A 20,824-nucleotide genomic window follows, 5' to 3' on the forward strand; every position below is an offset into this window, starting at 1 on the left:
AGATCACTGTCCCCGACGCTCGCGCAGCTGAGTCAGAGCGTCGTCGAGAAGCTGAACGGCCTCTTCGTCCGTGCGGCGCTCCTTCACATAGGCGAGGTGCGTCTTGTACGGCTCCGCCTTCGCGAGCGCAGGAGGGTTCTCCTTGTCGCGACCGGCGGGGAGCCCGGACTGCGGGTGATCGATCGTCTCCGGGATCTCCTCTTCAGGGAGACCGGCGGCGAAGTAGCGCACCGTCTCGTTGCCGAGGCCATCCCAGTAGGAGACCGCGATACGGTCCGCATGGTAGCCGTGGTCCTGCTCCCCCATGGGGCCGGAACCGACACGTGTACCGCGAATGGCGTTACCACCGGTAGCCATCAGATCACCTCAAACTTTGTGATGAGGCCCAGCGCGACGATCGCCACGAACCAGGTCAGGGCCAGAACGACAGTGAAGCGGTTCAGGTTCCGCTCCGCGAGACCGGAGGATCCCACCGCTGAGGTCATGCCCCCGCCGAACATGTCGGAGAGGCCACCACCGCGACCCTTGTGCAGAAGGATGAGGAGGGTCAGCAGGACGCTGGTGATACCCAGCACGACCTGCAGGACGAACTCGAGAATTGCCACGAGAAAGAGCCTTTCGCTGGGGCAGGAGCGCCCCCGTAACGGTCAAGTATACGGTGCAGCGGGGCCGAAGCCCCGCCGCACTCACACGCCGACGTGCTTCTCGAAGCGGATGATCGCGGCGAACTCGTCGACGACGAGGCTCGCTCCGCCGACCAGGGCACCGTCGACATCGGGCTCACGCATGTAGCTCGCGATGTTCGCGGACTTCACCGATCCGCCGTAGAGCACACGCGTCCGAGCGGCCGCGTCCTCGCCGAGGACCTTCGCGATCACGCCGCGGAGCGTGGCACAGACGTCCTGCGCCTGCTGCGGCGTGGCGGCCTGTCCCGAGCCGATGGCCCAGACGGGCTCGTACGCGACGACGATGTCCGCCGTCGGTGCGACACCCTGCAGCGCAGCCTCGAGCTGGCCCACGGGAACGGCGCTGGCACCGAACTTCTCCAGGTCCTCCGCCGTCTCACCCACGCAGATCACCGGCACGAGTCCGTGCTTCAGCGATGCCTGCACCTTGGCAGCCACCACGTCGTCACCCTCGGCGTGGTACTCACGTCGCTCCGAGTGGCCGATGATGACGTACTTCGCGTCGAGCTTCGCGAGGAACGCCCCCGACACCTCACCGGTGTACGCACCGGAGTCGTGTGCCGAGACATCCTGTGCGCCGAGCGAGAACGGGATCTTGTCCGCATCGATGAGCGTCTGCACGCTGCGGATGTCGGTGAACGGCGGGAAGACCGCCACCTCGACCGAGCCGTCCTCGTGCTTGGCATCCTTGAGCGTCCAGTGCAGCTTCTGCACGAAAGCGACCGCCTGCAGGTGGTCCAGGTTCATCTTCCAGTTGCCCGCGATCAGCGGGGTACGAGCTGCTATGCCCATCCGAGCACCTCCAGGCCGGGTAGTTTCTTGCCCTCGAGGAACTCGAGGCTTGCGCCGCCGCCGGTCGAGATGTGACCGAACTGGTCGTCGGTGAAGCCGAGCTGACGCACGGCAGCAGCGGAATCGCCACCGCCGACCACGCTGAGGCCGTCGACCTCGGTGAGCGCCTGCGCGACGGTCTTGGTGCCGGCCGCGAAGGCCGGGAACTCGAACACACCCATCGGGCCGTTCCAGAACACGGTCTTGGATTCGCGGATGACCTGCGCGAATCGTGCCGCCGTCTCCGGTCCGATGTCGAGGCCGATGCCCGAGGCGCCGAACGGGGTCGCCTCGATCGCGTCTGCCGAGGCGACCTCATGTGCCGCATCGGCACCGAAGGATGCCGCGACGACGACGTCGGTCGGGAGCACGATCTCCACACCACGCTCTGCCGCTTCCGCGAGGTACCCGCGAACGGTCTCGAGCTGATCCTCTTCCAGCAGGCTCGAGGCCACAGCGTGCCCCTGCGCCTTGAGGAAGGTGAAGAGCATGCCGCCGCCGACCAGGATCTTGTCGACCCGGGGAAGCAGATGCGAGATCACGCCGAGCTTGTCGCTCACCTTCGATCCTCCGAGCACGACCGCGTACGGGCGCTCGGGGTTCTCGGTGAGGCGGTCGAGCACGTCGAGCTCGGCCGCGATCAGCAGACCGGCGGCAGAAGGCAGGAGCTCCGCGAGTTCGTAGACGCTCGCCTGCTTGCGGTGGACAACGCCGAAGCCGTCCGACACCAGCACGTCGCCGAGTGCAGCCAGCTCCGCGGCGAACGCCGCACGGGTGGCGTCATCCTTCGCGGTCTCGCCGGCGTTGAAGCGGAGGTTCTCGATGACGACGACTCCGCCGTCTTCGAGCGATGCCACCGCTTCCTGCGCCGACTCGCCGACCGTGTCGCGAGCGAACGCGACCGGCTTGCCGAGCAGCTCCGACAGTCGCTGTGCGACCGGCTCGAGGCTGTACTGAGGGTCGGGCGCGCCATCGGGGCGTCCGAGGTGGGAGCACACGACGACGCGGGCACCCGCGTTGATCAGTGCATTGAGAGTCGGCAACGAGGCGCGGACACGGCCATCGTCCGTGATGATCCCATCCCGCAGGGGGACATTGAGATCACAACGGACGATGACGCGCTTGCCCTCGAGCGACCCCAGCGTATCCAGGGTGCGCAGAGTCATGTTTCTGAGCTTAGAGGCGCTCGGCCACGTACTCGGTCAGGTCGACGAGACGGTTGGAGTAGCCCCACTCGTTGTCGTACCAGCTGGAGACCTTGACAAGGTTGCCGCTGACGTTGGTCAGCGTCGCGTCGAAGATCGAGGAGTGCGGGTTGTGCACGATGTCGCTCGAGACGATCTGGTCCTCGTTGTACTGGAGGAAACCGGCGAGACGACCCTCGGCAGCGGCCTTCTTGTACGCCTCGTTGACCTCTTCGACCGTGAGGTTCTCGCGGTCGGTGATCAGCGTCAGGTCGACGATCGAGCCGGTGGGAACCGGAACACGGTACGACGAACCGCTCAGCTTGCCCTGGAGCTCAGGGAGCACCTCTCCGATGGCCTTGGCTGCACCGGTCGAGGCCGGGGTGATGTTGATCGCCGCGGCACGGGCGCGACGGAGGTCGCTGTGCGGGCCGTCCTGCAGGTTCTGGTCCGCGGTGTAGGCGTGCGCGGTCATCATGAATCCGCGGTCGATGCCGAACGCGTCGTTGAAGACCTGCGCGAGCGGCGCGAGGCAGTTGGTGGTGCACGACGCGTTGGAGATGATGTGATCCGTCTCCGCGTTGTAGGTGTCCTCGTTCACGCCCATCACGAACGTGCCGTCGACGCCGGTGCCCGGTGCCGAGATGAGGACCTTCTTCGCGCCGGCGTCGATGTGCTTGCGCGCGAGCTCGGCCTTGGTGAAGAAGCCGGTCGACTCGATGACGATGTCGACGCCCAGCTCGCCCCACGGGAGGTTGGCGGGGTCGCGCTCGGCGAACGCCTTGATCTGCTTGCCGTTGACCGTGATGCTGTCGTCGTCGAAGCTGATCTCAGCGTCGAGGACGCCGCCGACCGAATCGTACTTCAGCAAGTGGGCAAGGGTCTTGTTGTCGGTGAGGTCGTTGACCGCGACGATCTCAAGGTCCGCTCCCTGCGCGAGAGCCGCGCGGAAGTAGTTGCGTCCGATACGGCCGAAGCCGTTGATACCGATCTTGACAGACACTCAGGTCTCCCTGTTTCTCGTGCGCTGACGCAGCATTCCTGCTTGCGCGAAGCGCGGGGGGTTTTTGGCTGAGATGGCGTCCCGACGAGCCAGACCCGCCGGGACGCGACCCGATTACGACAGTACCAGCAGGCCGTTCGTCTGCTTACGGGCGACCTCGAAGCGCTGGGCGACGTTCTCCCAGTTGGCGATGTTCCACGCCGCCTTGACGTAGTCGGCCTTGACGTTCAGGTAGTCCAGGTAGAAGGCGTGCTCCCACATGTCCAGCTGGAAGAGCGGGATGGTGCCCTGCGCGGTGTTCGACTGCTGGTCGAACAGCTGCTGGATGATGAGGCGCGAACCGATCGAGTCCCAGCTCAGAACCGCCCAGCCGGAGCCCTGGATACCCGTGGCCGCGGCGGTGAAGTGCGCCTGGAACTTCTCGAAGGAGCCGAAGTACTCGTCGATGGCGGCCTGGAGCTCGCCTTCAGGCTGCCCCCCGCCGTTCGGCGAGAGGTTGGTCCAGAAGATCGAGTGGTTGACGTGTCCGCCGAGGTTGAATGCGAGATCCTTCTCGAGCTTGTTCACGTTGGCGAGATTGCCGCTGTCACGGGCCTCGGCGAGCTGGTCGAGTGCCGTGTTGGCACCGGCGACATAGGCCGCATGGTGCTTGTCATGGTGGAGTTCCATGATCTTGCCGCTGATGTGCGGCTCGAGAGCTGCGAAGTCGTAGGGAAGGTCAGGGAGCGTGTAAGTCGCCATGTCGCTTTCATCCAATCCGCGCCGCGCCGCGGCGCTTGCCGATCCTCCGCGCCACCGATGTGCGGCGTAGAGCGGACGTAACTCATCCTACTGACGACAACGCGGGTCTGTCCCGGAACCTTCCGCCGTGTGACGCTTTGCTTTGATCAGCGCCCGGCGTTGACCGCTCAGGTCCAGAGAGCCGTCGCCCGGATGCCCAGGGCGAACGCGCTGAGCGTCAGCGTTCGACGCTCGACAGTGAAGCTCGACGCCATCCGGAGCTCCGCTGGTGTGCGCGCCCCCGTCCCCGATATCTGTGTCAACAGATACGCGGCTGCCTCCGTCGAGCCCTCCGCCGTCGCCGGGAAGGCGAGACGATTCGCGAGTGCCTTCTCGCCCACAGGCATCACCCGGATGTCTCCGCTGCCCGCCTTGCGCAGGAGCGTCAGCGATGTCGTCCTCCGCGCCGCCCACCGGTCGGCTTCGGCGAGAGCATCGTGCGCGGGGTCGGCGTGCCACAGGTGCAGTTGCATCTCGCTTCTGCCCGCCGCCGCGCCCATGGTCACCGTCGCTGCGCACAGCGTGACGACCGTGTCCGTCAGTGCGGGAGCGAGCGCCGCGAAATCGTCGACATCACGCTCCCCGGGGAGCGATGTCCCGTTCGGGAGCAGAGCCAGGTCATCTGCACGCCACCGGTAAGGGAGAGCGGAGTCGGGCAACGCCTCGAAGTCTCGGTACTCCTCGTCCGCCGCCACACCAGCGGGCTCGACGGCGACGTGCGCCGCATCCGAACCCGCAGGGCTGAGAACGATCTGCCGTTCGCCGTCGTACCAGCGAACAACCGGACCTTCGATGATCGTCGGCGCCTGGCCCAGAATCTTCGTCGCCTCCCGCAGGAGATCACCGAACGGTGTCTCCACGGTCGTGGATCCGAATTCTGCGCCGCGCCAATCGAAGTCGCTCATACGGCCAGCTTCTCAGACGTCGAGACCTGCCGGCACGGCGGCTTCGGTACCGGGGATGCCCTCCTGCTGTGCACGCTTGTCCGCCATGGCGAGCAGGCGACGGATGCGACCGGCGACGGCATCCTTGGTCAGAGGCGGGTCAGCATGGTGGCCGAGTTCGTCGAGGCTCGCGTCGCGATGCGCCAGACGCAGCTCCCCCGCCACCTTGAGGTGGTCAGGGACTTCATCGGCGAGGATCTCGAGTGCACGCTCCACGCGCGCGCAGGCAGCCACGGCGGCCTGCGCCGAACGCCGAAGGTTCGCGTCGTCGAAGTTCACCAGGCGGTTGACGCCGGCGCGCACCTCGCGGCGCTGACGAAGCTCTTCCCAGGCGATGGCGGTCTTCTGCGCGCCCATCTCGCTGAGCACCGTGCGGATCGCTTCGCCTTCGCGGACGACCACTCGCGGCATCCCGCGGACTTCTCGGGCCTTCGCGGCGACACCTAGGCGGTGCGCCGCCCCGACCAGGGCCATGGCGGCTTCGGACGAGGGGCAGGCGACCTCGAGCATTGCGGAGCGACCGGGCTCACTGAGCGTGCCGGCTGCGAGGAACGCACCACGCCACAGCCCCGCGATCTCGGCGCGCGATCCCGTGGTCAGTCGGTTCGGCAGCCCGCGGACGGGGCGACGACGCTGGTCCAGCAGACCGGTCTGACGAGCGAGGGTCTCCCCCGCGCCGATCACGCGCACGGCCCAGCGTGCGCCCTCGTTCGCGGTGCTCGACTGCACCTGCGCGATCTCGGGCCGAACGCCGTAGATCTCTGCGAGATCGCGGGCGACGCGGCGTGCGAGCGTCTCCGCATCCACCTCCGCCTCGACGGCCACCCGGCCGGCGATGGAGTGCAGCCCACCGGCGAACCGGAGGATAGCGGTCACCTCCGCGACGCGCACCGTCGGGGGTGCGTTACGGATGCTGACCAGCTCAGCCTTGACGTCGGTGGTTAGTGCCACGAGGCTCCTCTACGTTCACGCGCCGGATCGCGACGCAAACGTCCAGCTTACCCGGCTGGGCGCGCTTCTCACTCCCTGCCGAGGTCCCTGTGACGCACATTGACGGCGACACCGGGGATCGCGGCGATCCTCCGAGCGAGCTCTTCCGACATCGCCACGGAGCGATGCTTCCCACCCGTGCAGCCGATGGCGACCGTCGAGTGGCTCTTGTTCTCGCGCTGATAGCCCTCCAGCACCGGCACGAGCGCGGCGGCGTAGGCGTCCAGGAACTCCTTCGCGCCCTCGCGGGTGAGCACATAGTCCCGCACGGGCTCGTCCTGACCGGTGAGTCCGCGGAGCTCCTCGTTCCAGAACGGGTTGGGCAGGAAGCGCATGTCGGCCACGAGGTCGACGTCGGTGGGCAGTCCGTACTTGAACCCGAAGCTCAGCAGTGTCACGCGGTGCCGGGCCTCGCCCTCCTCGGAGAAGAGATCGGAGACCTGAGTGGCCAACTGGTGGATGTTCAATGACGATGTGTCGATCACGAGATCAGCTGCCTCGCGGATCGGTGCGAGTCGGTTGCGTTCGATCCGGATGCCGTCGAGCAGCGTCCCATCGCCCTGCAGCGGTTGCGGTCGGCGCACAGCTTCGAAGCGGCGCACGAGCACGTCGTCGGCGGCATCTAGGAACAGCACCCGTACGGAACCGCGGGAGCGCAGGGCTCTGGCCACTCCGGGGAAGTCGTCGAAGAGGTTACCTCCGCGCACGTCGACCACGGCGGCGACCTTGGGCAATGCCTTGCCGCCCATGTCCGTGAGGTCCAGCAACGGGCGGAGGATCTGCGGAGGGAGGTTGTCGACCACGTACCATCCGAGGTCTTCCAGCGCGTTGGCCACGGTCGTCCGGCCGGCGCCGGACATACCCGTGACAATGAGGAACTCGCCCTTGTCCCCGTCAGCCATGGTTCACTACTCCTTCTCCCCCTCGCTTCCCAGACTAGCGAGTGGAGAGATGGGTGTGGATATTCTGCGCGAGCACGGGACCGATGCCCTGGACTTCTTCGATCGCTCCCGGTGGCGCGGCACGCAGCGCGGTGACGGATCCGAAGTGCTTGAGCAGCACCTTGATGCGAGATGCTCCCAGCCCCGGCACCTCAGCGAGCACCGACGTGATGTCGTTCTTGCGCTTCTTGCGCTGGTGGATGATCGCGAATCGATGCGCCTCGTCACGCAGCCGTTGCAGCAGATAGAGCGCCTCGCTCGTACGCGGCAGGATCACCGGGAAGTCCTCGCCCGGAAGCCACACCTCCTCGAGCCGCTTGGCGATGCCGCACACAGCGATCTCGGTGTGATTGGCGTCGCGCAATGCACGGGCCGCCGCCTCGACCTGGGGCTTGCCACCATCGACCAGCAGAAGCTGGGGCGGGTACGCGAACCGAGGTTTCCGCTTGCCGACGGCTTCGCCGTCTTCACCGACGACCTCGTCGGAGGTCGGGTCGATGGTGACGATGGGTTCCGGCCTGTCCAGGTACGCCAGCCGGCGACGCAGCACCTGGTACATGGAGTCGGTGTCGTCCGTCGTCTCGGCGATGCCGAACGAGCGGTACTGGTCTTTGCGGGGCAAGCCGTCCTCGAAGACCACCATCGAGGCCACGACGTTGGTGCCGCCGAGGTGCGAGATGTCGAAGCACTCGATGCGCAGCGGGGCCTCGGTCATCCCCAGTGCGTCCTGCAGATCGGTGAGAGCCTGCGTGCGCGCGATGTAGTCGCTGGTGCGGCGGGTCTTGTGCCGGATCAGCGCCTGTTGCGCGTTGAGCGTGGCGGTGCGCATCAGGTCGGCGCGCTGCCCACGTTGCGCGACCGCGAGCTCCACCTTGCGTCCGCGTCTGGTGCGGAGCCACTCCTCGAGTTCGAGGGCGTCGTCGGGGAGCGTGGGCACCAGGATCCGGCGCGGCACGTCCTGCGCCTCCCCGTAGGCGCGCTGCAGCACCTGGTCGACGAGTTCGCCACGGGAGATGTCGATCTCCTTCTCGATGGTCATCGCCCGCACGCCACGCACGCGCCCCTTGCGGATCACGAAGTGCTGCACAGCGGCAGAGAGTTCGTCCTCGGCGATGCCGAACAGGTCGGCGTCTTCGTCGGAAGGCAGCACCAACGCGCTCTTTCCGAGCACCGCCTCGATTGCCGAAAGCTTGTCGCGGTATTTCGCTGCGGCTTCGTAGTCCATCGCTGCGGAGGCGGACAGCATCCGCTTCGTCAGCTCGCGAGTGAATCGCTCGTCTCCGCCGGCCATGAACGCGACGAAGTCGTCGACCATGGCACGGTGCTCTTCGATCGTCACGGTCATGGAGCAGGGGCCGCCGCATTTGCCGATCTGTCCGGGGAAGCAGGGACGCCCCGTCTGCATCGCCCGCTTGTAGCTCGCGTCGCTGCAGGTGCGGATGGGGAAAGCCTTGACCATCAGGTCGATCGTCTCGTGCACGGCCCACACCTTGGGGTACGGCCCGAAGTAGCGCGCACCGGGGATCTTGCGGTTCCTCGTGACGATCACCCTGGGTGCCTCATCCGCGAGAGTGACAGCCATGAACGGATACGACTTGTCGTCCTTGTAGCGCACGTTGAACGGCGGATCGAACTCCTTGATCCACATGTACTCCAGCTGGAGGGAGTCGACGTCGGTCGGCACGACGGTCCACTCGACCGACGACGCCGTCGTGACCATCCTCCGCGTGCGCTCATGCAGGGTGCGCAGGGGCGCGAAGTAGTTCGACAGTCGCTGACGGAGATTCTTGGCCTTGCCCACGTAGAGCACCCGCCCGTCGGCGTCGCGGAAGCGATAGACCCCCGGATCGGTCGGGATCTCCCCCGCCCTCGGCTTGTACGGCAGCACGTCGGCCATCAGCTGGCCTTCCGCGCGGCGCGCCCTTCCCCGAGGATCTCTGCGAGGAATTGCCCGGTGTGGCTGCCCTCGGCGCGAGCGATCTGTTCAGGGGTTCCGGTCGCGATGATCTGGCCACCGCCGGATCCGCCCTCGGGCCCCAGGTCGATGACCCAGTCCGCGGACTTGATCACGTCGAGGTTGTGCTCGATGACGATCACCGTGTTGCCCTTGTCGACCAGCCCGTTGAGCACTTCGAGGAGCTTGCGCACGTCTTCGAAGTGCAGACCGGTGGTCGGCTCGTCGAGAACGTAGATGCTGCGTCCGTTGCTGCGGCGCTGGAGCTCGGTGGCGAGCTTGACGCGCTGCGCCTCGCCGCCGGAGAGCGTGGTCGCGGACTGACCGAGGCGGACGTAGCCGAGGCCGACGTCGACGAGCGTCTTCATGTACCGGTGGATGGCCTGGATCGGCTCGAAGAAGTCTGCCGCTTCCTCGATCGGCATCTCGAGCACCTCGGCGATGTTCTTGCCCTTGTAGTGCACAGCGAGCGTGTCGCGGTTGTAGCGCTTGCCGTGGCAGACCTCGCAGTCCACGTACACGTCGGGCAGGAAGTTCATCTCGATCTTGATCGTGCCGTCGCCAGAGCATGCCTCGCACCGGCCGCCCTTGACATTGAAGCTGAACCGGCCCGGCTGGTAGCCGCGCACCTTCGCCTCGGGCGTCTCGCTGAACAGCGAGCGGATGCGGTCGAACACACCGGTGTACGTCGCCGGGTTCGATCGCGGAGTGCGGCCGATCGGCGCCTGGTCGACGTGCACGACCTTGTCGAGATTGTCGAGACCGGTGACCCGGGTGTGCTTGCCGGGAACCGTGCGCGCACCGTTGAGGCGTGAGGCGAGCACCTGATACAGGATGTCATTCACGAGTGACGACTTGCCCGAACCGCTGACTCCGGTGACCGCCGTAAGCACACCCAGCGGGAAGTCCGCCGTGACGTTCTGCAGGTTGTTCGCCCGGGCTCCGACCACGCTGAGCAGACGCTTCTTGTCGATCTTGCGCCGCTTTGCGGGCATCGGGATCTCGCGGCGTCCGGAGAGGTACTCCCCCGTCATCGACGCACTGTCGTCGAGCAGCGCGGCGTATGGACCGGAGTGCACGACCTCTCCACCGTTAACACCCGCGCCGGGGCCGATGTCGACGACCCAGTCGGCCGCCTCGATCGTCTCTTCGTCGTGCTCCACCACGATCAGCGTGTTGCCGAGATCGCGCAACGCCAACAGCGTCTCGATCAGGCGCCGGTTGTCGCGCTGGTGCAGGCCGATCGAAGGCTCGTCCAGCACGTACAGAACGCCCGTGAGGCCGGAGCCGATCTGGGTCGCGAGACGGATGCGCTGGGCCTCGCCACCGGACAGCGAACCTGCGGATCGACTCAGGTTGAGGTAGGACAGACCGACCTGCAGGAGGAAGTCGAGGCGGAGACGGATCTCGCGCAGCACCTGAGCGGCGATCTGGGCCTCGCGGTCGGTGAGTACCAGGGTCTCCATGAATGCTCTCGCGTCGGCAAGGCTGAGGTGCGAGACCTCTGCGATGGAGTGCCCGTGCACCTGCACCGCCAGCACCTCCGGCTTCAGACGGTTGCCGTCGCACACCGGACAAGGGACTTCGCGGAGGTACTCACCCCATCGATTGCGCTGGTTGTCAGATTCCGCCTGCAGGTACTGGCGCTCGATGTACGGCACCACTCCCTCGAACCCTGAGGCGTAGCGCATCTCGCGCCCGTAGCGGTTCTTCCACTTGACCGTGACCTTGTAGTTCTCACCACGGAGTATGGCGTCCTGCACATCAGAGTGCAGCTCGCGCCAGGGGGTGTCGAGCGAGAAGTCCAGGTCACGAGACAGACCTTCGAGCAGTCTCTCGTAGTACTGGAACAGCCCCTTCCCCTGGGTCGTCCAGGGGATGATGACGCCTTCGCGGATAGAGAGGTCTTCATCGCCGAGCATCAGGTCGACATCGACAGACATGCGGGTTCCGAGGCCGGAGCATGCCGGGCAGGCTCCGAACGGAGCATTGAACGAGAACGTACGGGGCTCGATCTCGGTGAGCGTGAGCGCATGTCCGTTCGGGCACGCGAGCTTCTCGGAGAAGGACTGCCAAGCGGCGTCGCCCTCTTCGTCGACGAAGTTGACCTGGACGACACCGCCGGCGAGGCCGATCGCCGTCTCGACCGAATCCGTCACACGGCCGAGGATGTCGTCGGCCGCCACGAGACGGTCGACGACGACCGCGATGTCGTGCTTGTAGCTCTTCTTGAGCGTCGGGGGCTCGGCGAGCTGCACCAGCTCGCCGTCGACGATCGCGCGCGAGTATCCCTTCGCACCGAGCTCGCGGAACAGGTCGACGAACTCACCCTTCTTCTGGGAGACGATCGGGGCGACGATCTGATACCGCGTACGCTCCGGCAGCTCCATGAGCTGATCGGCGATCTGCTGCACGGTCTGGCGCTGGATGCGCTCACCGCACTCGGGGCAGTGCGGGATGCCGATGCGCGCCCAGAGCAGACGCATGTAGTCGTAGATCTCGGTGATCGTGCCCACGGTAGAGCGCGGGTTGCGGTTCGTCGACTTCTGGTCGATCGAGACGGCCGGGCTCAATCCTTCGATGAAGTCGACATCCGGACGATCGACCTGGCCGAGGAACTGGCGCGCGTACGCGCTCAGCGATTCGACATACCGGCGCTGGCCTTCCGCGAAGATCGTGTCGAACGCGAGGCTGGACTTTCCCGAGCCGGACAGACCGGTGAACACGACGAGAGAGTCGCGGGGAATGTCGATGTCGACGTTCTTGAGGTTGTGGACGCGGGCACCGCGGACACTCAGTTTTCCTGGCGAAACTACAGGGACGATAGGCACCGGACAAGTCTACGAGGGGCCACGGACATTGGCTCCGCGTACGCTGCGAGCGTCAATGGGAATCGGCGCGCCGCCCGACGAACGGACCCAATCCGTCGCGCAGCGCGGAGATCTCCCCCACATTCATCCCGACGGCCGCCATCACCTGCTGCGGAACATCCACCGCGCGTTCACGGAGGGCTCGCCCCGCATCCGTCAGGGTGATGTCGAGTCGTCGCTCGTCCTCGCTGCTGCGCAGGCGGGCGATCAGGCCTTCGGTCTCCAGCCGCTTGACGAGCGGAGACGCGGTGGCCGGCTCCAGCGCGAGCTCGGCGGCGAGGTCGTTGAGCGTGCGCGGATCGCGCTCCCAGAGAGCCAGCATCACGAGGTACTGCGGGTGCGTGAGTCCGAGCGGCTCCAGGATAGGCCGATAGATCGCGACCACGTTGCGCGCGGCGGTCACCAGAGCGAAGCAGAGCTGGTTCTCCAGCCGGAGCAGGTCATCGGATGCCGTCACGAGGGCAACTATACATCTGCACTAATCATTAGTACACTAAGCAACATGGCACATGACCAGGATCGCCCACCACTCCGCACACGCATACGCGAGGCCGGAGGGCTGTACGCCTGGGTGAATCGCAACCTCATCCGGTACGCCGGACCCGCATCGGTGGGCCCCTACGAGAAGACGCCTCCCCCCAGCGCCGCTGAGCGCGCCGAGCGCGCGTGCCCGCTGTGCGGTGCGCCGATGACCGAGCATGAGATCGACCGCACAGGCGTCAAGACGCTGGTGCACTGCCCCTGACGGCGCGCCCCGGAGCGAAGGCTCGGCGATGCCAGCCTGTCAGCCCGGCTGCTGGGCGTTCTCCCGCGCCACGTCCACCCAGAACATCAGCTCGCCGTCGTCTATCAGGACGCTGTTCGCGACATCGAGCCAGCCGGTGCCCATGGTCCGCGTGCCCATGACCGCGAGCGCAACGCCGGCCCGTGTGGCCAGGGTGACACCGCTCTCTTCCTCGACGCGGACCAGCAGCGTCCCACCCGGTCGTGCACCGACGAGGATGCGCCCATCGAGGAGAAACGCCCGCGTACCGAACATTCGCCGCTCCTCGAGGCCGTCCGCCCCGCTCAGCAGCGCGCGGACTCGATCAGCCAGCTCCTCGCCCGCAGCATCCATCGCACACTCCGACTGCGCGCTCAGGCGTGGCCGGCACGCTCCATCGCCCGCAGCTCCTTCTTGAGGTCCTGGACCTCGTCGCGCAGGCGACCCGCGAGCTCGAACTTGAGCTCCGCCGCCGCCGCGAGCATCTGATCGGACAGATCCTGGATCGTCGCCTCGAGCTGCTGCGCTCCCTCGGCGGCGATGCCGGTCCGACGAAGGTTCGGCGTCGGGGACTTGCCCTTGCCGCTGGCGCGACCGCGCCCCGACATCAGCTCCGCTGTGTCAGCACCTTCGCGTGCCAGCACTTCGGTGATGTCGGCGATCCGCTTGCGCAGCGGCTGCGGGTCGATGCCGTGCTCCTTGTTGTAGGCGACCTGCTTCTCGCGTCGACGATCGGTCTCTTCGATCGCCTTCGCCATCGAGTCGGTGATCTTGTCGGCGTACATGTGCACTTCACCCGACACGTTTCGGGCCGCGCGACCGATCGTCTGGATCAGCGAGGTTCCCGAACGCAGGAACCCTTCCTTGTCCGCGTCGAGGATCGCCACCAGCGACACCTCCGGAAGGTCGAGACCTTCGCGGAGGAGGTTGATGCCCACGAGCACGTCGTAGACGCCTGCACGGAGTTCGCTCAGCAGCTCGACGCGACGGAGCGTATCGACATCCGAGTGCAGGTAGCGCACGCGCACGCCATGCTCTCCGAGGAAATCGGTGAGCTCCTCCGACATCTTCTTCGTGAGTGTCGTGACGAGCACGCGCTCGTTGCGTTCCACACGCAGCCGGATCTCTTCGAGCAGGTCGTCGATCTGCCCCTTGGACGGCTTCACGATGATGTGCGGGTCGACCAGACCGGTGGGGCGGATGATCTGCTCCACCACGCCGTCGGCGATACCCATCTCGTACTTGCCCGGTGTCGCCGAGAGGTACACGGTCTGACCGATCCGGTTCTTGAACTCGTCCCATCGCAACGGACGGTTGTCCATCGCGCTCGGAAGGCGGAACCCATGGTCGACCAGGGTGCGCTTGCGCGAGGCGTCGCCCTCGTACATGGCCCCGATCTGGGGCACGGCCACGTGCGATTCATCGATCACGAGCAGGAAGTCGTCAGGGAAGAAGTCGAGCAGCGTGTGAGGAGGTTCACCGGGCTCACGGCCGTCCATGTGTCGCGAGTAGTTCTCGATACCGGAGCAGAACCCGAGCTGCTGGAGCATCTCGAGATCGAAGCTCGTGCGCATGCGGAGACGCTGCGCCTCGAGGAGCTTGCCCTGACGCTCGAACTCCGCGAGCCGATCCTCGAGTTCCTTCTCGATCGTGCCGATCGAGCGCTGGATCACATCCGTCCCGGCGACGTAGTGGGACGCCGGGAAGATCGGCACCGAGGCGAGCTTTTCGATGACCTCACCGGTGAGGGGGTGCAGCGAATAGAGCGCCTCGATCTCGTCGCCGAAAAGTTCGATCCGGATCGCGTGCTCCTCGTAGACCGGGATGATCTCGATCGTGTCTCCGCGTACGCGGAAGTTGCCGCGGGAGAAGTCGACGTCGTTGCGGTTGTACTGCATCGCGATGAACTGACGGATCAACGCATCGCGGTCATAGCGCTCCCCCACCTGCAGCGCCACCATCGCGCGCAGGTACTCCTCGGGTGCCCCGAGTCCGTAGATGCAGGAGACGGTCGACACCACGATCACGTCACGCCGGCTGAGCAGCGAGTTCGTCGTCGAGTGACGAAGCCGCTCGACCTCGGCGTTGATCGAGGAATCCTTCTCGATGAAGGTGTCCGTCTGCGGAACGTAGGCCTCTGGCTGGTAGTAGTCGTAGTACGACACGAAGTACTCGACGGCGTTGTTGGGCATGAGCTCGCGGAACTCATTCGCGAGCTGCGCGGCGAGGGTCTTGTTGTGAGCGAGCACAAGCGTAGGTCGCTGCACCTGCTCGATCAGCCACGCGGTCGTCGCCGACTTGCCTGTACCCGTGGCTCCGAGCAGCACGACATCGGTCTCGCCCGCGTTGATGCGCGACGCGAGCTCGGCGATCGCCTGCGGCTGGTCGCCGGCCGGGGCGTACTCGCTGATGACCTCGAAAGGGCGGACGCTACGCGTGGTTTGCATACTCCCAGCGTAGGCCGCCCTTCCGACATCCGGGCCGGTCAGGCCACCAACGACACTGTCTGCGAGGAACTCTCCGATGCCCAGGTCGTGGTGCCGCCGTTGATCAGGCTCATCGTCGCCGTCGATCTCAGAGCGCCGGGGTCGGAGCCGATCACGTTGAACGTCAACCCGTCTCCGACGCTCGGCGGCGTCTTCGTGAAGACGAAAGTCGTACCGGTGCTTCCAGCGGCGGGATCCGGTGTCCACGATCCGAAGGACGATGCTCCGTCAAGCGTCACCGGCGAATCGAAGGCCACGACGACGACGACGAGCGACGCACCAGCCGGAGGATTCACCCACGGGGTCGCGCGGTAGCCGATCTGCGTGCTGAACGTGATCCATGCCCCACTCCCCATGGCGCGGAACAACCTCCCTCAGCAGGCTCTCCGCTGGTGCGTCCCCACGCCCAACCGGAATATCGATCGCACCTCCACCTAAGGTGGGAGCGTGATCGAGTTCATCGTCGGCTCCAGCCTCGCCGCGGCCGCCGGTCTCAACGCCTGGATGCCACTCTTCCTGCTCGGACTGGCAGACCGCTTCCTCCCCGCCGTGGAGCTGCCCAGCAGCTGGTCCTGGCTTTCCAGCGACCTGGCACTCTGGATCGTCGGCGCCCTGCTGCTGCTCGAGATCGTGGCCGACAAGATCCCCGCGCTCGACTCGGTCAACGACCTCATCCAGAGCATCATCCGCCCTGCCGCCGGTGGCGTGGCGTTCGGCGCGGGAGCCAGCGCGCAGACGGTCGCCGTCGACGACCCCGCATCCTTCTTCTCGAGCGGCTCGTGGATTCCGATCGTCACCGGAATCGCGATCGCGCTGGTGGTGCACGTGGTGAAGGCGACGGCCCGCGTCGCCGCGAACGCCACGACCGGCGGGCTGGCGGCACCGGTGCTGAGCACTGCAGAGGACGGTGCGTCGTTCCTGCTCGCTGCCGCAGCGATCATCGTCCCCGTCGTGGCCGCCGTCCTCCTCACCGGTCTCATCGTCGCTGCCGTCGTGATGCTGAGACGGCGTGCGCGAAAGCGCCGGGGCGACGTTCCGTCAGACGGCGGCGTCCACACGTAGCGCGTGGTGGTCGACACCGCGACGAGACCGGCCCGCTCCAGGATCGGTCGCGGGAACTCCGTCGAGTCCGGGTTCAGATACTTCCTCCCCGCACGCTGACAGACGTCGGGAAAGAGTGCGCGCGGGGTCAGGGCCGACCGGTGCGGGCCGCGCGGAGTCCGAGCACCGCGATCGCGGCCGATGTCGCGCACATCCCGACGATCAACAGCACGAACCACATCCAGCTCGCCCCTCCGAAGACCAGTCCGAGGCACCAGCCGAACAGGCTCGATCCCGCGTAGTAGCCGAAGTAGTACAGCGACGATGCCTGGGCGCGGGTGTTCGGCGTGGCAGCAACCGGGGTCCATCCCGACGCCACCGCGTGCGCCGCGAAGAAGCCGGCGGTGAACAGGAGCAGTCCTCCCATCACCAGTGGGGCGTTCGGTATCAACATCAACAGCGCTCCGCCGGCCGTGACGAGGATCGACACCAACAGCACAGGAAAGCGCCCGAAGCGTGAAGCAAGCGCTCCCGCCCAGGGCGATGACAGGGTTCCGGCGAAGTAGGCCAGGAACAGTAGGGTGACGACCCACGCGGGGAGGAGGAAGGGTGCTTCCGAGAGATGGAATCCCAGGTAGTTGTACACGGCGACGAATGCGCCCATGAGGAGGAACCCCTGGGCGTAGAGCGCGAGCAACTGCGGAGAGCGCAGAGACGCGGCGAGCCGGGCGAGAATGCCTGGGCCCTGCTCGTCGAAGCGTCGCGGCATGAACCCCTGCGCCCGAGGAGCGAGCAGGAGAAACAGCGCTGCAGCGAAAGCGCAGATGACGGCGACCGTCCAGATCCCGATCCGCCATCCTGCGGACTCCCCGACCATGCCCGCCACGATGCGCCCCAGTAACCCGCCGACCGTCGTGCCGGCGATGTAGCTTCCGGCCGCCGCAGCGGCGTAGCGCGGACGCACCTCCTCGCTGAGGTACGCCAGCGCCACAGCCGGCACGGCCCCCAGCGCGATCCCCTCGGCCACACGCAGCACCAGGAACAGTCCGATCTCTCCACTCAGCGGAGCGACCAGACCGAGCACCGTGGCCGCGATCACGCCGATGGCCATCGCCGGAACCCTGCCGATGCGGTCCGCCACGATCGACCATGGGACCACTGCCGCGGCGAGTCCGAGCGTCGTCGCGGAAACGGTGAGTGCGGCGGTGGCTGGCGCGACGGTGAGGTCGGCAGCGATCTGGGGCAGCACCGCCTGCGTCGAGTAGAGCTGCGCGAATGTCGCGATGCCTGCGCAGAAGAGTCCGGTGATCAGACGCCGGTAGAGAGGAGACCCCGGGGCATGACCGGTGAACGGCTCCGCGTTCACTGCGGGCGGATCCGCTCCCAGAGCGCGTCCGTCTGCGCGATCGTGTCGGCGAGTGTGCCCGTGGTGTCGATCACGACGTCGGCGATCGCGAGGCGCTTCTCGTCGGAGACCTGGGCATCGATGCGCGCCTGCGCCGCGGACTCGTCCAGACCGCGCAGCTCGACGAGCCGACGCCGCCGCACCTCGGCGGGCGCGTGCGCCACGACGATCGTGTCCCAGGGATCGTCCACACGGGCCTCGACCAACAGGGGCACATCGTAGACGATGACCGCAGACGGGTCCTCGGCGAGTGCGGACTCGAACCGGTGCTGCGATTCGGCGCGGACGGCGGGGTGGACGATGGCGTTCAGCCGCTGAAGCAGTTCGGGAGCGCCGAACACCTTGGCGCCGAGTGCTGCGCGATCGAGCGCACCCTCCGCGGTGATCACGTCGGGTCCGAACGTCTCGGCGATCTGTCGCAGCACGGGAGTTCCCGGAGCCTGCACGTCGCGGACTATCTGGTCTGCGTCGACGATGACGGCGCCGTGCTCTGCGAGGCGCTGGGCGATGGTCGACTTCCCGGATGCGATGCCGCCGGTGAGTGCGATGAGAGGCATGGTGTCCATCCTGGCACGCACCGGTTCGGTGCGGCGTCGAGCGCTGCCCGGAGACGCGAAACGGGCCGCCACCCGAAGGTGACGGCCCGTTCCAGAGCGTGATGCTTAAGCGTTGCCGCCCGAGAGCTTCTCGCGGAGAGCCGCGAGTGCCTCGTCGTCCGCCAGCGTGCCCGCACCAGCGGTCTCGCTGGAGAAGGTCTGACCGCCGCCGAAGTCCTCGCCGGCTGCCGCCTCGGCCTCGGCCGCCTTGGTGACCTGAGCCTTGTGCGCCTCCCAGCGAGCCTGGGCTGCAGCGTACTCCTGCTCCCATGCCTCGCGCTGGGCGTCGAAGCCTTCCTTCCACGCACCGGTCTCGGCGTCGAAGCCCTCCGGGTACTTGTACTCGCCGTTCTCGTCGTACTCCGCGACCATGCCGTAGAGGGCCGGGTCGAACTCGGTGCCGTTGGGGTCGACCGACTCGTTGGCCTGCTTGAGCGACAGCGAGATGCGGCGACGCTCCAGGTCGATGTCGATGACCTTGACGAAGACCTCTTCGCCGACGGAGACGACCTGCTCGGCCAGCTCGACGTGCTTGCTGGAGAGCTCGGAGATGTGGACGAGGCCCTCGATGCCGTCTGCGACGCGAACGAACGCACCGAACGGGACGAGCTTGGTGACCTTACCCGGCGTGACCTGTCCGATCGCGTGGGTACGGGCGAAGACCTGCCACGGGTCCTCCTGCGTCGCCTTCAGCGACAGGGAGACGCGCTCGCGGTCCAGGTCGACCTCGAGGATCTCGACGGTGACCTCCTGGCCAACCTCGACGACCTCGGACGCGTGCTCGATGTGCTTCCAGGACAGCTCGGAGACGTGCACGAGGCCGTCAACGCCACCCAGGTCGACGAACGCACCGAAGTTGACGATCGACGACACGACACCCTTGCGGACCTGACCCTTGTGCAGGTTGTTCAGGAACGTGGTGCGCGACTCCGACTGCGTCTGCTCGAGCAGCGCGCGGCGGCTGAGGACGACGTTGTTGCGGTTCTTGTCGAGCTCGAGGATCTTCGCCTCGATCTCCTGGCCCAGGTACGGCGTGAGGTCGCGGACGCGACGCAGCTCGATGAGCGAGGCCGGGAGGAAGCCACGGAGTCCGATGTCGACGATGAGGCCACCCTTGACGACCTCGATGACGGTACCGGTGACGACGCCGTCGTTCTCCTTGATCTTCTCGACATCTCCCCAGGCACGCTCGTACTGTGCGCGCTTCTTGGAGAGGATCAGACGGCCTTCCTTGTCCTCCTTCTGGAGAACGAGGGCCTCGACCAGGTCGCCGACAGCGACGACCTCGTTGGGGTCGACGTCGTGCTTGATCGAAAGCTCGCGCGAGGGGATGACACCCTCGGTCTTGTATCCGACATCGAGGAGGACCTCATCGCGGTCGATCTTGACGATCGTTCCTTCGATGATGTCGCCGTCGTTGAAGAACTTCAGGGTCTTCTCGACCGCGGCCAGGAAGTCCTCAGCAGATCCGATGTCGTTGATGGCGACCTGCTTGGTGGCCGGGGCGGTCGTTGCGGTAGTCATGTAGTGGGTTGTCCTTGTTGAATGGGAACTCAGGGCTGCGATGCAACGGCCGCGCACGGCCGACATCATGCTTCACAGCGGATGGATTGGGATTGCACGTCACGAGCGCATGCAAGTGCACGCCACGAGTGACACTTCAGATTATCAGAACTTCGGATGTCGATGGCGTCGGTGTCGCCATCGACGTGCTGTGGATAACTCCGGCGGGCCCGGGGCCGTTCCATTAGCGTGACCGGGTGCCTCGCTTCCACTCCACACATCGCCGTTCCCTCGCCCGCCCCGCTCTTGCCGCCTGCTGCGTTGCGCTGTCGGCCGTCGGGATCCTCGGATGCTCCCCCACACCGGAGCCCGAACCGACACCGACGCCCGCTTTCGCCTCGGAGGAAGAGGCGTTCGCCGCGGCGGAGGAGACGTACCGGGCCTACAACGACGCGCTCAACGCCGAGCGTGCAGGTACGTCTCCGTCTATTCCGTCGCACGACTTCCTTGCGGGCGAAGTTCTGCGGGCCGAGGTCGCAAACGAAACCAAGCTGCGAGAGGACGGGATCCGCATAGAGGGATCCACGACGGTCTCGGCCATCCAAGGACTGGATGCCGACTTAGTTTCGCCGGTCGGCGAGGTTCTGTCTCGAGTCTGTCTCGACATCACCGACGCGCGGGCTATCGATACGACAGGCGTGGACGTGACCGCTGAGGGGCGAAGCGACATCTACGCAGTTGATGTCCGTTTCGCAGGAGGGCCGCAATCTCTGCTAATCACGGACTTCGAGATCACGGCGGACTTTGAATGCTGACGTCTTTGTGGGCAGCTGTATTCACTGCTGTC

The 20,824-nt window shown here is 66.3% G+C and carries 21 protein-coding genes; 3 read left to right on the forward strand and 18 right to left on the reverse strand.

The annotated features are described in order from the left end of the window. Positions 1-3: 3 nt before the first annotated feature. The 12 genes from MRBLWO12_RS07695 to MRBLWO12_RS07750 all read right to left on the reverse strand — a co-directional run bounded on the left by MRBLWO12_RS07695 (position 4) and on the right by MRBLWO12_RS07750 (position 12,640). Entirely contained in the window at positions 4-357 is a 354-nt protein-coding gene (locus MRBLWO12_RS07695; protein ID WP_017830291.1) for an RNA polymerase-binding protein RbpA, read from the reverse strand. Further along, a complete protein-coding gene (secG, locus tag MRBLWO12_RS07700) occupies positions 357-605 on the reverse strand; it encodes a preprotein translocase subunit SecG (protein ID WP_029261623.1) in 249 nt (82 codons plus the stop codon). The genes MRBLWO12_RS07695 and secG overlap by 1 nt, the downstream gene beginning before the upstream one ends. Positions 606-686: 81 nt before the next feature. Continuing rightward, the gene (gene tpiA, locus MRBLWO12_RS07705) at positions 687-1,478 is read right to left on the reverse strand and encodes a triose-phosphate isomerase (protein ID WP_363554239.1); all 792 of its coding nucleotides are present in this window, start codon (positions 1,476-1,478) and stop codon (positions 687-689) included. Then, a complete protein-coding gene (locus MRBLWO12_RS07710; RefSeq protein WP_363554241.1) occupies positions 1,469-2,683 on the reverse strand; it encodes a phosphoglycerate kinase in 1,215 nt (404 codons plus the stop codon). The genes tpiA and MRBLWO12_RS07710 overlap by 10 nt, the downstream gene beginning before the upstream one ends. Positions 2,684-2,693: 10 nt before the next feature. Continuing rightward, complete coding sequence (gap, locus tag MRBLWO12_RS07715; protein ID WP_141871689.1) at positions 2,694-3,704, reverse strand: type I glyceraldehyde-3-phosphate dehydrogenase; 1,011 nt, start codon at positions 3,702-3,704, stop codon at positions 2,694-2,696. Positions 3,705-3,818: 114 nt separating this feature from the next. Further along, a complete protein-coding gene (locus tag MRBLWO12_RS07720; RefSeq protein WP_141871688.1) occupies positions 3,819-4,445 on the reverse strand; it encodes a superoxide dismutase in 627 nt (208 codons plus the stop codon). 167 nt (positions 4,446-4,612) lie between these two features. Continuing rightward, complete coding sequence (locus MRBLWO12_RS07725; protein ID WP_363554244.1) at positions 4,613-5,389, reverse strand: hypothetical protein; 777 nt, start codon at positions 5,387-5,389, stop codon at positions 4,613-4,615. 12 nt (positions 5,390-5,401) lie between these two features. After that, a complete protein-coding gene (gene whiA, locus MRBLWO12_RS07730) occupies positions 5,402-6,379 on the reverse strand; it encodes a DNA-binding protein WhiA (protein ID WP_141871686.1) in 978 nt (325 codons plus the stop codon). Between the two features lie 68 nt (positions 6,380-6,447). Continuing rightward, positions 6,448-7,320, reverse strand: coding sequence for an RNase adapter RapZ (rapZ, locus tag MRBLWO12_RS07735; protein ID WP_141871685.1), 873 nt, complete (start codon positions 7,318-7,320; stop codon positions 6,448-6,450). 34 nt (positions 7,321-7,354) lie between these two features. Then, positions 7,355-9,256 carry an excinuclease ABC subunit UvrC gene (uvrC, locus tag MRBLWO12_RS07740; protein WP_363554246.1) on the reverse strand — a complete coding sequence of 634 codons (1,902 nt, stop codon included), beginning with the start codon at positions 9,254-9,256 and terminating at the stop codon, positions 7,355-7,357. Next, positions 9,256-12,144, reverse strand: coding sequence for an excinuclease ABC subunit UvrA (uvrA, locus tag MRBLWO12_RS07745; RefSeq protein WP_363554248.1), 2,889 nt, complete (start codon positions 12,142-12,144; stop codon positions 9,256-9,258). Before uvrA ends, uvrC begins: the two co-directional genes overlap by 1 nt. A 52-nt stretch (positions 12,145-12,196) precedes the next feature. After that, the gene (locus MRBLWO12_RS07750; protein WP_363554250.1) at positions 12,197-12,640 is read right to left on the reverse strand and encodes a MarR family winged helix-turn-helix transcriptional regulator; all 444 of its coding nucleotides are present in this window, start codon (positions 12,638-12,640) and stop codon (positions 12,197-12,199) included. A gap of 45 nt (positions 12,641-12,685) precedes the next feature. Here MRBLWO12_RS07750 and MRBLWO12_RS07755 point away from each other — a divergent pair, with 45 nt between their 5' ends. Continuing rightward, the gene (locus tag MRBLWO12_RS07755; protein ID WP_363554252.1) at positions 12,686-12,928 is read left to right on the forward strand and encodes a hypothetical protein; all 243 of its coding nucleotides are present in this window, start codon (positions 12,686-12,688) and stop codon (positions 12,926-12,928) included. Positions 12,929-12,967: 39 nt separating this feature from the next. On the opposite strand, the gene MRBLWO12_RS07760 is transcribed toward MRBLWO12_RS07755, so the two are convergent. Genes MRBLWO12_RS07760 through MRBLWO12_RS07770 form a run of 3 tightly spaced genes read right to left on the reverse strand, consistent with a single transcriptional unit; the run spans position 12,968 to position 15,788 of the window. Beyond that, the gene (locus MRBLWO12_RS07760) at positions 12,968-13,300 is read right to left on the reverse strand and encodes a TfoX/Sxy family protein (RefSeq protein ID WP_363554254.1); all 333 of its coding nucleotides are present in this window, start codon (positions 13,298-13,300) and stop codon (positions 12,968-12,970) included. A 20-nt stretch (positions 13,301-13,320) separates the two neighbouring features. After that, positions 13,321-15,393 carry an excinuclease ABC subunit UvrB gene (gene uvrB / locus MRBLWO12_RS07765; protein WP_363554256.1) on the reverse strand — a complete coding sequence of 691 codons (2,073 nt, stop codon included), beginning with the start codon at positions 15,391-15,393 and terminating at the stop codon, positions 13,321-13,323. Between the two features lie 38 nt (positions 15,394-15,431). After that, positions 15,432-15,788: a hypothetical protein gene (locus tag MRBLWO12_RS07770; protein WP_363554258.1), complete on the reverse strand. Its 357-nt coding sequence runs from the start codon at positions 15,786-15,788 to the stop codon at positions 15,432-15,434. Between the two features lie 91 nt (positions 15,789-15,879). Between MRBLWO12_RS07770 and MRBLWO12_RS07775 the strand changes: the two genes are divergently transcribed. Beyond that, positions 15,880-16,494 carry a DUF4126 domain-containing protein gene (locus MRBLWO12_RS07775; protein WP_363554260.1) on the forward strand — a complete coding sequence of 205 codons (615 nt, stop codon included), beginning with the start codon at positions 15,880-15,882 and terminating at the stop codon, positions 16,492-16,494. Between the two features lie 127 nt (positions 16,495-16,621). On the opposite strand, the gene MRBLWO12_RS07785 is transcribed toward MRBLWO12_RS07775, so the two are convergent. From MRBLWO12_RS07785 to rpsA, 3 genes are all read right to left on the reverse strand, one after another. Further along, complete coding sequence (locus tag MRBLWO12_RS07785; protein ID WP_363554262.1) at positions 16,622-17,839, reverse strand: MFS transporter; 1,218 nt, start codon at positions 17,837-17,839, stop codon at positions 16,622-16,624. Beyond that, positions 17,836-18,435, reverse strand: coding sequence for a dephospho-CoA kinase (gene coaE / locus MRBLWO12_RS07790; RefSeq protein ID WP_363554264.1), 600 nt, complete (start codon positions 18,433-18,435; stop codon positions 17,836-17,838). The genes MRBLWO12_RS07785 and coaE overlap by 4 nt, the downstream gene beginning before the upstream one ends. A 105-nt stretch (positions 18,436-18,540) precedes the next feature. Next, on the reverse strand, positions 18,541-19,998 hold the full coding sequence (rpsA, locus tag MRBLWO12_RS07795) for a 30S ribosomal protein S1 (RefSeq protein ID WP_141871675.1): 1,458 nt from the start codon (positions 19,996-19,998) through the stop codon (positions 18,541-18,543). A 236-nt stretch (positions 19,999-20,234) separates the two neighbouring features. Between rpsA and MRBLWO12_RS07800 the strand changes: the two genes are divergently transcribed. Further along, positions 20,235-20,792, forward strand: a complete 558-nt coding sequence (locus MRBLWO12_RS07800) for a hypothetical protein (protein ID WP_363554266.1) — start codon at positions 20,235-20,237, stop codon at positions 20,790-20,792. Positions 20,793-20,824: the final 32 nt, after the last annotated feature.

Origin of the sequence: Microbacterium sp. LWO12-1.2, from assembly GCF_040675875.1 — a bacterium.
Classification (GTDB): Bacteria; Actinomycetota; Actinomycetes; order Actinomycetales; family Microbacteriaceae; genus Microbacterium.